The sequence below is a fragment of the Spirosoma rhododendri genome (genome assembly GCF_012849055.1).
GTDB lineage: Bacteria > Bacteroidota > Bacteroidia > Cytophagales > Spirosomataceae > Spirosoma > Spirosoma rhododendri.
Genome location: NZ_CP051677.1, coordinates 16,539 through 30,076 on the forward strand (window position 1 = coordinate 16,539; position 13,538 = coordinate 30,076).

The following is a 13,538-nucleotide window of genomic DNA, read 5'->3' on the forward strand; positions in this document are numbered from 1 at the left end:
CTTTATCCCAGCCGATTCCGTATGTAGAGCAGCACCAGCGTTACGATGCCACCGCTTACGCCCATCAAAAACAGCCAGACAACGGCGTTGGCCGCATCGAAGGGTTTCTGAAGGAATTCGTGAATCAGCCCAGCCAATGCCCCCACGAACGCTGCGATCATGCCATAAAAAATGAACTGAATAATCGGCGGTACTCGACGGCGCATAAGAGCAATGGCTTAAGGGTGTAACGACAAAACGACGCGTTCTATTTCGTTAAAAAATGCTAAACAGACTGGCCGGATGCTCCGTATCGTCAGCAGTTTATTTCACGTACTGGCTGGCGTCGGCAATGCTTTTTTTCATGCGCATCTGTACCGCGTCGATGCTTTTCTTCTGGCTGTTCAGATACTCCAGCGCCTTTGCCTGATCGAGCTTTCCGAGCGTGTCGCCGTTGTACTGATTCATCCAGTTCATCATGGCATCGTCGGCAGTTGTCAGGCTATCGACCAGTACTTTCCCGGTTGCAGCCCCGGCCGCTTTGGCGTTCACCTGCTTCTTCAACTTAGCAATGTCGCCCATCAGATTCATGCTGCTGTCGTGCTGCGCCATCACCTGTTCTTCCAGCTGCTTCACCGGGTCGGCGGTGGTGGCGGTTTCTTCGGTTTTCGCGTCTTCTTTCTTCGATCCGCAGGCGAAACTAACGGCGACAAGCAGGCTCAGGCTGAACAGGGTATTCCGTGTCAATTTCATTGATTTTGTGGTTTTAGTGATGGCGTAAAGTGTAGCCTGGACGTCCACGTCCGGGTGGGCGCGACAGCGACCAACATAGCTGCCGCCTAGCGTAGCTGCCCTGACGGGCACCCGGACGTAGACCGGTCCGCCGATGCGGTCCAGGCTACACAGTCGCGCCAAGCTGCGCAAAGATAGGGGGTCGGTGGGTTCGGGCTGAACAAACCAATGCCATTCGCGATATTTACAGAGACAACCTGCTTCACCAATGGCCCACGATCATCACCACGACCATGCCGGTCACAGCCACGGCCCCGTAACCCTGACCAACGTAAACCGCGCTCTGATTATCGGAGCGGTACTCAACACGCTGTACGTCGTCATCGAGTTCAGCATGGGCGTGTACTATAACTCCGTGGCGCTCATGGCCGATGCAGGCCACAACTTGAGCGACGTGGCCGGGTTGCTGCTGTCGCTGCTGGCGTTTCGGCTGGCGAAAGTGCGTAACACCCCCACGTTTACGTATGGGTACCGCAAAAGCACGGTGCTGGCGTCGCTGACCAATGCGGTAGTACTACTCGTTACGGTCGGGGCCATTCTGTGGGAAAGTGTACAACGGTTTCGGGAGCCGGAGCCGGTAGCGGGCGGGCCGGTAGCCTGGGTCGCCGGGGTGGGTATTCTGGTCAATACAGTTTCAGCGCTGCTCTTTTTTCAGAACAAAGACCACGATCTGAACGTGAAAGGAGCTTACCTGCACCTTGCCGCCGACGCGCTGGTGTCGCTGGGCGTGGTTATCGCGGGGGTTGTCATCAGCTACACCGGCTGGACGTGGATTGATCCCATCATCGGGCTGGTCGTCGGGGTGGTCATTCTGGCGTCGACCTGGCAACTGCTTGCTGACAGTGTGCGGCTCTCGCTCGATGGCGTGCCGAGCGGTATCGACCTGACCGGCGTTATGGCCGACATCCGGGCGGTGCCGGGCGTAACCGACGTTCACCATGTTCATGTCTGGGCCATGAGCACGACCGAGAATGCCCTGACCGCGCACCTCGTTCTCGACCCCAGCCTCTCCCCTGCCGACGAACAGACCCTGAAAGCCGACGTTCGCCACAGGCTCGAACACCGCAACGTCGGCCACGCAACACTGGAAACCGAGCCAGCTTCGATTGCCTGCGGCACAACCGATTGCGAGCCAGCTCCAGCTCATTCACACAAACATTGACTTTATAGTCTGTGACAGCAGGAATGTTGTCACAGCCGCATAATTTCCTTCGGTCTGTCTACCCCCCAGCCCCCTGAAGGGGGAGTATTCCGCGAATGAGCCGCTCCCCCTTCAGGGGGCTGGGGGTAGACAGACTAGCATTTAACAGCACATCCGTGTTAGCCTGCGGCTGCGACAGCAGGAATGCTGTCACAGCCGCGTAGGGCTGGTCTTTCCACAAACAAAACGTATACACATACTGTCATAGACTAACACATCCGCTGCCGGGCGACAGACTGGTTGCTGTCCATTTACGCAGGCGCGCCGGATCAATAAGCTACCGCCTGTTTGAAAGCAGGCTGGCCACGCAGCGAACGACCACGAATAGTTAGCGTGAGGTGCAATTTTCAATAACAGATTACTGTTGGATTATAGCGACAGATTACCGTTGCTGAACGACAACTGACTAATGGAAGCGACTACCCTTGTCCCCGCCGAAAAACAGCGTTACCAGAAACACCTGAACCTGCCCGAACTTGGCACCGCTGGCCAGCTGCGGCTGAAAAATGCCCGCGTACTGGTCGTAGGAGCCGGTGGGCTGGGGTGTCCGGTATTGCTCTACCTGACGGCGGCTGGCGTTGGCACAATCGGCGTAATCGACCCCGACGTGGTGGACCTGAGCAACCTGCAACGGCAGGTGCTCTACACGACCGACGAGGTGGGCAAGCCGAAAGTAAAAACGGCCGTCTCGCACCTGAACCGGCTCAACCCCGACCTGACGTTCGACACCTACACGTCAGCCCTCGATACCGGCAACGCCCGGACGGTTATTCAGGAATACGACATCGTGGTCGACTGTACCGATAATTTTAAGGTGCGGTATCTGGTCAATGACGTGTGTGTGTCGCTGGGCAAGCCGTTTGTGTACGGAGCAATTCACCGTTTTGAGGGGCAGGTTGCCATTCTGAACGCCGACCTCGGCAATGGACAGCGGGGGCCTACCTATCGCTGTCTGTTTCCCGAATACCCCAACGACCTCGAAATCCCGAACTGCAACGACACCGGTGTACTGGGTGTGCTGCCGGGCGTCATCGGCACCTATCAGGCCAACGAAGTCATCAAGCTGATTACAGGCATCGGTCAGCCGCTGACACAGCAATTGCTGATGATCGATCTGCTGAGTATGAATCAGCAAAAAATCCGGACCAGGCGCCGGGCCGACGCAGAAGAACTGGCCCGGCAGGGGCTGGCTACCGGCAACCGAACCCCCACTACGGACGTTGGACCGCAGAAAATGTCGGTGCAGGAACTGGCCGACCGGCTCAGCAAAGGCGACGATATCTTCCTGCTCGACGTTCGCGAACGACCCGAATACGACCTGTGCCACCTCGACGGGGCCACACTGATTCCGGTGGGTATGATCCCCAACAATCGCAAACGCATCCCAACCGATCGGCCCGTCGTGGTTTATTGCCACCACGGTATGCGGTCGAGCAATGTGGTGCAGTACCTGTATGCGCAGGAAGGCTTAACGAACCTGTACAATCTCGACGGCGGTATCAACGCCTGGGCGCGGGATATCGAACCCGAGATGGCCGTATACTAGCCACAGGCACGAATTTAGCAGGCGGGATGTTGATTGACGAAGGTTAATCGGCATCCCGCCTGCCGTTTTATGAATTCCCTGTACCTTTGCCGCGTCGCTGACGGGTCAATCAACGATTTCTTTTCTGAATTATGTTTCTTACAATGCTGAAGTCCAAGCTTCACCGGGTGCGCGTCACGCAGGCGGAGCTTAATTATGTCGGTAGTATCACCATCGACGAAGACCTCATGGATGCTGCCGGACTGCTTGAAAATGAGCAGGTTCACATCGTCAACAACAACAACGGCGAACGGCTTATTACCTACGTCATCAAGGGCGAGCGCGGGTCGGGCATCATCTGCCTCAACGGTGCCGCTGCCCGGCGGGCGCAGGTTGGCGACATCATCATCATCATTGCGTATACGATGCTGAGCGACGAGGAAGCCCGCACCCACAAACCAACCGTCGTTTTTCCCGACGAAAACAATCGGCTGGTAAACGGCTAATCGCACCGGCTATCTGCTTCAACTAGCACCGATTCGTTTCCACCCGTTCTTCCTCCACGTATGAATATCAAGAACATCATTAAGTACGTCCTTTCGCTGAGCATTGCGGGCGGTCTGCTGTGGTTTACGTTCCAGCAAAGTCACATCGACGCGGCTGATCTATGGCGTAAAATCGAATCGGCCGATTACCGCTGGGTGCTGGTGTCGGCCGTGCTGACGATTGTGGCCCATTGGAGCCGGGCCGAACGCTGGCGTACGCTGCTGGAACCGGTTGTGCCCGTAGTGCCGTCATCGCTCGACGCAACGGCCAGCGTGCTGACGGGTTATCTGGCGAATCTGGCCCTGCCCCGCGCTGGTGAAGTTGCCCGCTGTGGCACGCTTTACCGCCTGACCGGCCGGACGGGTACGCCGGTGCCGGTAAACGTCAGCTTCGGGACGGTTGTGGCCGAACGCCTGTTCGACCTGCTGATGCTGGTGATCCTGCTGGCAATGACGTTTGTACTGGAGTTTGATCGGCTCAGCCAGTTTTTCACGGAATTTCTTGGCGGCAAACTCCCCAAAGGAACGAGCGGCACCGGCGTGCTGCTGCTGGCGGGTGTCGTGGTAGCCGGGCTGGGGCTGCTGGGCTGGTTTCTGTTTACCCGCTATCGTACGGCGCTGGGCCAACACCCGCTTTACCAGAAAGTAGCCGCTTTTCTGAACGGCCTGCTCGCCGGGCTGATGAGCGTGCGTAAACTCCGTCGGCCGGGGGCGTTTGTTTTCCATACGCTGCTCATCTGGACGATGTACTATCTGATGTCGTACACGCTGTTTTTCGCCCTACCAGCCACGGCCAATCTGGGTCCGCTGGCGGGTCTTACGATTCTGGTCGTCGGTACGCTGGGTATGGCGGCACCGACCCCCGGCGGTATCGGTTCGTTTCACCTGCTGGTTGGGCAGGTAGCCCTGCTCTACGGCCTGACCAGTCAGGACGGGCAGATTCTGGCGACGTTTATCCACGGCGTGTCGACCCTGATGATTATTCTGCTGGGCGTAGCCAGTATTTTGTACGTACTGACCCGCCAAAGCCGCAGCATGGCCCGCACCGACGATGTACTGACCGACCCCAATGCGATCCGGCTTCAGAAGTAGCCCCACCGTCGACTGATATGACTGAATCAAAGATTTTAACCCGTGAGCAGGCCGTTGCACAGGCCGATGCCTGGCGTGCCGACGGTCAGGCCATTGTCTTCACCAACGGCTGTTTCGACATTGTCCATCTCGGCCACATCGACTATCTCGAAAAAGCCCGGAACCTAGGTCAGCGCATGATTCTGGGTCTGAACACCGACGCATCTGTGAGCCGGATCAAAGGGCCGCTGCGCCCGGTTGTGAACGAGTACGCCCGCGCCCGGCTGATGGCCGCGCTGGAATTTGTCGACGCCGTTACCTTGTTTGATGAACCGACTCCGCTGGAATTGATCGAAGCCGTCCGGCCCGATATTCTGGTGAAGGGCAACGACTATTCAATCAGTACGATTGTTGGAGCCGATTTTGTACTGGGCAACGGTGGCCGCGTCGAAACGGTTGCACTGGTTCCGGGCTACTCCACGACCTCGCTGATTGCCCGGATCAAAGAAAGTTTCTAGGCCTGACGGCTAAACAGTTAGTATTGCCGATCGTTAGTTTTATACGAGTGCCGCTATCTGGGACGTTTTTAATCTAGCTTTATGCTCGACTAAACGCCCAATTTAGTAGCTTTACTGACCTCATCTGCGGAGTTACCCCTAATTCTCGACTTCGCAATCGGGCTACAAAAAACAACACGACTACTGATCTATGCTGCTGCTTATCAACATCCGTTTAGTTCAGCTTACGCTGCTCTTTCTGTTACTGGCCATCCCCATCTCCGGCCGCTCGTCGGTCGACCGTACCGGTGATCGGATTCTGGGTCGGTGGCTTTTTCCAACGAAAGGCTCCAGCGTAGATGTGTTTCGGATCGGTGACCGCTACTTCGCCCGTGTTGCGGAAGTCGATCACGCCGGGCAGAAAAACTACGGCCTGGCGAAAGACAAGATCATCATTACCAACCTTGCGTTCGACGGCGAGAACTGGTCGAATGGTGAAATGATTCACCCCAAGACAGGCACGCATCTGGACGTCGAACTGACGATGGAAAACCCGCAGGCGCTGACGGTGACTATCTACAAAGGCATCAAATTTCTCCACAAGCGGTTTGTAATGACCCGGGTGGGGTAACGGTTTACAGTTCTCAGTTTACGGTTTACGGTAAAGCCCCCCGCTCATTCGAGCGGGGGCTTTTTCTTGGGGCGAACGGTACCGGCGCATGATAAATGGTGACTGTCTTGGGACACTTTTGCGGTTTCTCTTGTTTTAGTAGGGAAGGCGACGCATGTTCGCACTATTAAAAACGGATTAAACACCTATGATTTCACCCTGGCTTTTAATGATCGTAATCTTCGGCCTCAGCGCGTTTGTCAGCTGGCGTTTGAAGAGTAAGTTCAACGAATATTCGCAGATTGGCCTTAGCAACGGCTTGAGTGGAGCAGAGATTGCTCAGCAGATGCTGAACGAAAACGGCATCTACGACGTGCGGGTTGTGTCGACGGAGGGTATGCTGACCGACAACTATAACCCACAGGAAAAGACCGTTAACCTGAGCAACGACGTTTATTACGGGCGGAGCGTAGCAGCGGCAGCCGTAGCGGCTCACGAATGCGGCCACGCGGTGCAGCACCAGCAGGCGTATGCCCCGTTGAAACTGCGGTCGGCGTTGGTACCGGCCCTGACGATTTCATCGCAGTATATGCAGTGGATTATTCTGGCGGGTATTTTCCTGCTAAACACAACGCCTATCCCGCTGATTATTGGCGTCAGTCTGTTTGCGCTGACGACCCTGTTCAGTTTCGTAACGTTGCCCGTTGAGTTCGACGCAAGCCGCCGGGCACTGGCCTGGATTCAGACCCGCAACGTGGTCAATCAGCGTGAATACGGTATGGCGAAAGATGCCCTGTGGTGGGCCGCGATGACTTACGTCGTTGCCGCACTAGGCTCGCTTGCCACGCTGCTCTACTACGCCAGCCTGCTATCGGGCGGTCGTCGTAGCGACTAATCGAACTTGTGACACACAAAAACGCCACCGGCTTTGCAGTCGGTGGCGTTTCGTTTTTGGAGTACTGCGGTCAGGCAGCGAGCCAGATCTTAGCATGTTCCATCACTACATAACCCGACTTAACCATTTCCTCCGACGGTGCCGACCGATCGATCAGCGAACCAGCCACGGCGACAGCAACGGCGATAACCAGCGCAGGCCAGAACCCGGCGATGGTAAAGCTGTCCATAAACTTGTCGATCAGTTTGAGCATCAGGGCCGTTACCACCAACCTGACCAGTCCGCTCAGCAGGAAAAAGGTAACGAGATCAAGGGGTACGCGAATGATCCAGCCAACAAAGTAATTGAGTACCGCCAGCAGAAAAGCGATCAACAGTGCCGTACCGAAGTTTTTGACATCGATCTGGGGCATCAGGTAGGCCAACCCGAAAATGACGGCTGCATCCAGCAGCAAATGGAGAATAAAGTTCATGGCAATGGGGGATTGGTTTTCAGGACAACTGTTTCCCTAAACGGATGGTTTACCCAGTAAATCAATCCTGACGCCCTATGTACCGGCTCCTCATTCTTCTTGTCACTACCCTTTCGGCCTGCGGACAGGGCTCGTCGCAGCAGCAGCCCGCCCAGACAACGCGCGCAGACACGGTCTATCAGTATCAGGATGCGAGCCGCGACGGAACAGGCAAGTTCTACAAGGGACGGGAGATTGCGCAGGTAATGGGGCACCTCGGCGCGTCGTGGCTCGAACGGCCGGAGCGCGAACAGGAAGAACGCACTGACCTGTTGTTGAAAGCCCTGCAACTCAAACCAACCGACGTAGTGGCCGACATTGGTGCTGGCACCGGATTTTTCTCGTTTCTGATGGCCCCGAAAGTATCGCAGGGCCGTGTGCTAGCCGTCGATATCCAGCCGGAAATGATTGAGTACCTGAACGAAGGACGAGCGAAACGCAAGGCTACCAACGTACAGCCGATTCTGGGAACAGAAAGTAACCCTAAACTGCCGTCCAACAGCATTGATCTGGCCATTATGATCGATGCCTACCACGAGTTTTCGTATCCCCGTGAGATGATGCAGCACCTTGCCGATGCGCTGAAGCCGGGCGGACGAATTGTGTTGGTGGAGTACCGGGCCGAGGACCCCGCCGTACCGATCAAACCCCTGCACAAACTGAGTATCGCGCAGGCATCAAACGAACTGAAAGCGGTAGGACTACGGCTACTAAAAACCGACGAGCGACTACCACAGCAGCATATTCTATTTTTCGGGAAGTAGAGTGATATAAAGCTGATTACTAAGCACCAGAGTAAAATAATTCAACACAGAGTCACAGAGAACGCCGAGATAAATCAGTGGTAATACAACCAGTTATCAGTTAGTTGAAACTCTGAGATCTCCGTGGCTCTGTGTTAAATCAACTTTGATTTATTGACATCATATTGATCTGCGTTCCACTAGTAACCTACGCAGAAACGGCTTCTGATTGTGCCAGCTTGCTGTGGCGGAAGCCGTAGGAGAAGTAGATAACCAGACCGATTACGAGCCAGATTACAAAAATCAGCCAGTTGCTGGCACCGAGTTCGGTCATTAGGTACAGGTTGGTCAGGATGCCGATCACGGGCAACAGCGAGAAATTGCGCTGATAGCCCATCACCGCCAGTACCGCCCACACGAGCCAGAACACACCCAGCAGTGGTTTTGCTTCCAGCGTTTCGAGCAGATGATGGCTATTGAGCAGTGATTCGGTCAGCACGACGAGCAGAACCAGCCCAATGATGTACTTGCCGTTGACATACGGAACCTTGAATTTCGACTGGGTCGATAGCCCTTTCGCGTCGAGAAACAGGATACCAGCACAGACCAGGATAAAAGCGAAGAACGTACCCACGCTGGTCAGGTCAACGAAGAACTTCAAATCCATAAACATCGACGGCACGGCGACCAGAATCCCGGTGATGATGGTAGCAAACGACGGTGTTTTGAATTTGGGGTGAATCGTGGCGAAACGCTTCCAGAGCAGGCCGTCGCGGCTCATGGTCATCCAGATGCGCGGCTGCCCCAGTTGATACACCAGCAGCGCACTCGTAATGGCGACGACGGCACTGACCGAGATAACTCCCGCTACGAAGTCGAGCTGTACCTTCTGAAATACATACGCCAGCGGATCGCTGACACCAAGTTCCTTATAATTGACCATCCCCGTTAGTACCAGCGTAATCAGCACGTATAGAATTGTACAGATACCAAGGCAGTACAGCATGGCGCGGGGCAGGTCGCGCTGCGGGTTCTTGCACTCTTCGGCCGTAGTCGAGATGGAGTCGAAGCCGATAAACGCGAAAAACACCGACGCTACTCCACTCAGTACCCCCGAAATGCCATTTGGTGCAAAAGGCGACCAGTTGGCGGGTTTGACGTAGAACGCGCCAACGGCAATCACCAGTCCGATCACGGCCAGTTTCAGAATAACCAGAATATTACTGGCGGTTCTGGACTCTTTGATACCGATGTATACCAGTGCCGTAATCAGCACCGTCACGGCCCCGGCGGGCAGGTTGGCAATCAGTTTCAGCCCACCAATCGATGGGGCTGCGGCAAAGGCATCGGCCAGCACACGCGTATTGTCGGGTAACGTCGACACGGCTTTCCCGGCTTGTGTGGTTTGCTGCACCAGGTCGTAAGCACGCGATGCCGACCCGTAGTCGATGGCTAAATATTTGGGAAACAGGATGCCGAAACCCGCCAGCATCGACGTAAAATATTCCGACCATGAAATCGCGACGACCATGTTACTGACGGCGTATTCGAGAATCAGCGCCCAGCCGATCACCCAGGCGAAGATTTCGCCGAAGGCTACATACGCGTATGTGTACGCACTACCGCTGACAGGTACTGTGCTGGCGAACTGCGCGTAACTCAGGGCCGTAAATACGCAGGCGATCGCCGTGAACACAAACAGCAGCGACACCGCCGGACCACCGTTGTAACTGGCCAGACCGATGGTGCTGAAGATACCGGCTCCGATGATGGCGGCAATACCGAACGAGGTCAGGTCACGAACGCCGAGCGTCTTGACCATCGTACCTGCTTCCCCTTTCTCGGCGTCTGTCAGGATCTGGGAAACAGTTTTTTTTCTGAAAAGAGACATGTTGATGAGCGGCAAAAACCGGCCTGTTTCGCGTTAAACCACTAAAAGTAAAGATACTTTCCGTTTTTTGTGCGTTAGTATCCCAAAAGCACATCGTATGTCGATCCGGGTTCTGGACCTGAGCAAAGTATATTCCCAGTCGGGCAGTCAGCCGCAGCGGGCCGTCGATGCGATTTCGTTTTCGGCGCAGCCCGGCGAAATCGTTGGCTTTCTGGGGCCCAATGGCGCGGGCAAATCCACGACGATGAAGATCGCGACCGGCTATCTTCCCCCCACCACTGGCACAGTCGAGGTCAACGGCTTCGACGTCCGAACGCAGTCGATGGACGTGCGCCGGAGTGTCGGGTATCTGCCGGAACACAACCCGCTTTACCTCGACCTGTACGTAAAAGAGTACCTGCGGTTTGCTGGTTCGCTACACGGCCTGTCGGGTGGTGAACTGAGCCGCCGAATCGTCGATATTATCGAGCGGGTCGGGCTCGGGCGTGAGCAGCATAAACGCATCGGCCAGTTGTCGAAAGGGTACCGGCAACGGGTTGGGCTGGCGCAGGCCATGTTACACAACCCGCCCGTACTGATTCTGGACGAACCAACGACCGGCCTCGACCCCAATCAGCTGACCGAAATCAGGCAGGTAATCCGCGACGCCGGGCGCGACAAAACGGTGCTGTTTTCGACGCATATCATGCAGGAAGTCGAAGCCCTGTGCGACCGGGTTATCATCATCAACCGGGGGCAGATTGTAGCCGACAGTCCGCTAAGTCAGTTGCGTGCGTCGGCCGGAGGTGGTCTGGCCGAATCGACCATCGTAGTCGCGGAATTTGAACGGGAACTACCCAATCCCGATGTGTTGACGTTGCCGGGCGTAACGGCGGTCGAATCGCTGGGCAATGGGTTGTACCGCCTGACCGCTTCGGCAAACACCGATCTGCGATCGGCGGTGTTTCGGCTGGCCGCCGATCAGAACCTGACGCTGGTAGGGCTTCGTCAGCAGGAAACTTCGCTGGAAGGTATTTTCAAGTCGCTCACGCAGTAAGTGTAGGTAGCGGGTCTATGTAGCCTGGACGTCCACGTCCGGATGGGCGCGATGACGACCAACAAAGCTGCCGCCTTGCGTAGTTGCCCTGACGGGCACCCGGACGTGGACGTCTAGGCTACACACCGCCAGGCTACACACGGAAAAGCCCGAAACATCAGTGGAGTTTCGGGCTTTTGAACCGTAAACAGAAAACTGCATACCGAAAACTTACTTCACTGTCGCCATCAGCGGGTACTGATCGAAGATCGAGCGGACGATCCCTTTGAAGTAGTTATTCTTGAAATTCTGATTGCGCATCATCTTCGACGCATATCCTTTCCAGATCACTTGGTACGATTCGGCGTCGATCAGCGAAATCATCAGCGTGCCTTCGTCAAGGTTGTAGTCGATCCGCTTGTACGTCGCATCGTCGTCTTCCCGAACTACCCAGTCTTTGATAACCGGTTGTTGATACCCCCGAAACCGCAGATCGGACCGGAAGATGTTGTACGAGATCAGCAGATTCGGGCTCCGGTTACTGACCCGGTAGCCACGCGCTTCCATCTGGTGACGAATGGCATCCTGAATATCGGAACAGAGCAGCGTTGAATCGACAAACTCACACTCCAGAAAATTGAACGACTCGTAGTTTTTGAAGTGCCCCTCATAACTGTAATCGTGTTCGACAAACAACCGGCTGGGCGAACAACTCGCCATTGTCAATACGGCCAGGGTAAAGAGGACTCCAATGCAGGTCTTCATGCTAAGTGCTGTAAAAGTTTCAATCAATCTTTACTTGGATTACGCGTACTAAAAACAACTCCTGACTTAAGTCAAATTTACTTGTAATTGTTTGGCAAACAACCGAATGCCTCCTTTTTTCTAGTATACGTCTGACCCCAGCCCGAAAAGCCTCTTTCCTTTCGAGTAAACGGTCCTGAACGGTCCGTCTACACAGCTTCTTCCCCGTTGTAAAACGCCAGCGCCCGGCGCATCTCGACAGCGGTAACCGGCACGTCGTACGCGCAGTGACCGGGGCCGTCGGGCAGGGCCATCCGAACCTGACTGTTCCGGTTTTTTTTGTCCTGCAACGTCAGATTCAGAATCGGCTCGATATCGGCGGGCGCAATCCGTACCCGACCATATACGGCGAATAGATATTCTTCGATTTGGCTGAGCAGCGATTCGTCAATTAACTGCTTTTTCCAGGCGATATACGCTTCCGCTATCATACCAACGGCGATGGCTTCGCCGTGCAGCAGCCGCTGACTGGTCTTACCGGGTTTGGTCAGGAAATACGTTTCGACCGCATGGCCCAGCGTATGGCCGAAGTTGAGCGTTTTGCGTACACTTTGTTCGCGCGGGTCTTCCAGAACGATTTTTTCCTTCACCGCTACGGAATGCCGAATAAGCGCGGGCCAGTCCTGCTCGTCTAGATCCCGCACCCGGATGGTGTTCCACATGGCGGCATCGGCGATCAGGCAGTGCTTGATGACTTCGGCAAAACCAGAGCGCAGTTCGCGTTCGGGCAGGGTTTTCAGGAAAGCCGCATCAATCAGCACGGCGTCGGGCAATTGAAAAATGCCGATATGGTTTTTGAAGCCCTGAAAATCGATACCGAGTTTGCCGCCTACACTGGCATCAACCTGCGACAGCAGCGTGGTTGGGAGCTGTACAAAGGCAATTCCCCGCTTGTAAGTGGCTGCGCAGAACCCGCCCATATCACCGATAACTCCCCCACCCAGATTTAGCACCAGCGCATGCCGGTCGACATTGGCACGGGTCAGGGTGTGCCAGATCTGTTCGCAGGTAGCCAGATTTTTTTGCTCCTCCCCGGCTTTGATCCGAATTACGGTGTGCTTCGGCAGCAGCGGTTTTACCAGCGGATAGCAGTGCCGGTATGTATGATTGTCGGCGATGAGCGTAATGGCTGAATAATCAGCAGATTCCAGAAAAGCAGGCAGGCTTTCTGCTAGTGGCGCAATAGATACTTGAGACATGCTGTAAAAGTAAGCTGGTAATCCGGCGATTGACAGACAGGTACGCTATTTAATCACCGTCCAGTCGCTCAAAATACTGCTTATCCAGCTACGAGTTAACCGATTCCGATTATGGCTTAGAATTTGCTCGCTCATACTTACCAGTAACTAACGTACAGTAACTTTTTGAAATAGCACCTGTCTGTATACCAGACTAAATCAGATAGTTACAACAATACCCACCTTCGTAACGATCGTAACGTGAATACACTTTACAAGCA

The 13,538-nt window shown here is 55.1% G+C and carries 15 protein-coding genes; 9 read left to right on the forward strand and 6 right to left on the reverse strand.

Features of this window, described 5'->3' with window-relative positions; genetic code table 11:
- Window positions 1-2 precede the first annotated feature (2 nt).
- Both HH216_RS00095 and HH216_RS00100 read right to left on the reverse strand, forming a co-directional pair.
- A complete protein-coding gene (locus HH216_RS00095) occupies window positions 3-206 on the reverse strand; it encodes a hypothetical protein (RefSeq protein ID WP_169548932.1) in 204 nt (67 codons plus the stop codon).
- 97 nt (window positions 207-303) lie between these two features.
- Window positions 304-732, reverse strand: coding sequence for a hypothetical protein (locus tag HH216_RS00100; RefSeq protein ID WP_169548933.1), 429 nt, complete (start codon window positions 730-732; stop codon window positions 304-306).
- A gap of 247 nt (window positions 733-979) precedes the next feature.
- Between HH216_RS00100 and HH216_RS00105 the strand changes: the two genes are divergently transcribed.
- From HH216_RS00105 to HH216_RS00135, 7 genes are all read left to right on the forward strand, one after another.
- On the forward strand, window positions 980-1,933 hold the full coding sequence (locus HH216_RS00105) for a cation diffusion facilitator family transporter (RefSeq protein ID WP_169548934.1): 954 nt from the start codon (window positions 980-982) through the stop codon (window positions 1,931-1,933).
- 448 nt (window positions 1,934-2,381) lie between these two features.
- The gene (gene moeB / locus HH216_RS00110) at window positions 2,382-3,518 is read left to right on the forward strand and encodes a molybdopterin-synthase adenylyltransferase MoeB (RefSeq protein WP_169548935.1); all 1,137 of its coding nucleotides are present in this window, start codon (window positions 2,382-2,384) and stop codon (window positions 3,516-3,518) included.
- A gap of 131 nt (window positions 3,519-3,649) precedes the next feature.
- Entirely contained in the window at window positions 3,650-4,003 is a 354-nt protein-coding gene (panD, locus tag HH216_RS00115) for an aspartate 1-decarboxylase (RefSeq protein WP_169548936.1), read from the forward strand.
- Window positions 4,004-4,063: 60 nt separating this feature from the next.
- A complete protein-coding gene (locus HH216_RS00120; protein ID WP_169548937.1) occupies window positions 4,064-5,134 on the forward strand; it encodes a lysylphosphatidylglycerol synthase transmembrane domain-containing protein in 1,071 nt (356 codons plus the stop codon).
- 17 nt (window positions 5,135-5,151) lie between these two features.
- Window positions 5,152-5,631 (forward strand): D-glycero-beta-D-manno-heptose 1-phosphate adenylyltransferase, encoded by a 480-nt coding sequence (gene rfaE2 / locus HH216_RS00125; RefSeq protein ID WP_169548938.1) that lies wholly within the window; start codon window positions 5,152-5,154, stop codon window positions 5,629-5,631.
- Window positions 5,632-5,821: 190 nt separating this feature from the next.
- Entirely contained in the window at window positions 5,822-6,241 is a 420-nt protein-coding gene (locus tag HH216_RS00130) for a DUF2147 domain-containing protein (RefSeq protein WP_169548939.1), read from the forward strand.
- Between the two features lie 208 nt (window positions 6,242-6,449).
- The gene (locus HH216_RS00135; RefSeq protein WP_169548940.1) at window positions 6,450-7,115 is read left to right on the forward strand and encodes a zinc metallopeptidase; all 666 of its coding nucleotides are present in this window, start codon (window positions 6,450-6,452) and stop codon (window positions 7,113-7,115) included.
- 70 nt (window positions 7,116-7,185) lie between these two features.
- On the opposite strand, the gene HH216_RS00140 is transcribed toward HH216_RS00135, so the two are convergent.
- Window positions 7,186-7,587: a phage holin family protein gene (locus HH216_RS00140; RefSeq protein ID WP_169548941.1), complete on the reverse strand. Its 402-nt coding sequence runs from the start codon at window positions 7,585-7,587 to the stop codon at window positions 7,186-7,188.
- Between the two features lie 77 nt (window positions 7,588-7,664).
- Between HH216_RS00140 and HH216_RS00145 the strand changes: the two genes are divergently transcribed.
- Window positions 7,665-8,390, forward strand: coding sequence for a class I SAM-dependent methyltransferase (locus HH216_RS00145; RefSeq protein WP_169548942.1), 726 nt, complete (start codon window positions 7,665-7,667; stop codon window positions 8,388-8,390).
- 187 nt (window positions 8,391-8,577) lie between these two features.
- Here the strand turns inward: HH216_RS00145 and HH216_RS00150 are convergent, their stop codons facing one another.
- Window positions 8,578-10,260, reverse strand: a complete 1,683-nt coding sequence (locus tag HH216_RS00150; protein WP_169548943.1) for an amino acid permease — start codon at window positions 10,258-10,260, stop codon at window positions 8,578-8,580.
- A gap of 97 nt (window positions 10,261-10,357) precedes the next feature.
- On the opposite strand from HH216_RS00150, the gene gldA reads away from it, so the two are divergent.
- Window positions 10,358-11,296 carry a gliding motility-associated ABC transporter ATP-binding subunit GldA gene (gene gldA, locus HH216_RS00155; RefSeq protein ID WP_169548944.1) on the forward strand — a complete coding sequence of 313 codons (939 nt, stop codon included), beginning with the start codon at window positions 10,358-10,360 and terminating at the stop codon, window positions 11,294-11,296.
- 210 nt (window positions 11,297-11,506) lie between these two features.
- Here gldA and HH216_RS00160 read toward each other — a convergent pair whose 3' ends face one another.
- Window positions 11,507-12,040: a DUF4136 domain-containing protein gene (locus HH216_RS00160; RefSeq protein WP_169548945.1), complete on the reverse strand. Its 534-nt coding sequence runs from the start codon at window positions 12,038-12,040 to the stop codon at window positions 11,507-11,509.
- A gap of 188 nt (window positions 12,041-12,228) precedes the next feature.
- A complete protein-coding gene (gene aroB / locus HH216_RS00165; RefSeq protein WP_169548946.1) occupies window positions 12,229-13,278 on the reverse strand; it encodes a 3-dehydroquinate synthase in 1,050 nt (349 codons plus the stop codon).
- Window positions 13,279-13,538: the final 260 nt, after the last annotated feature.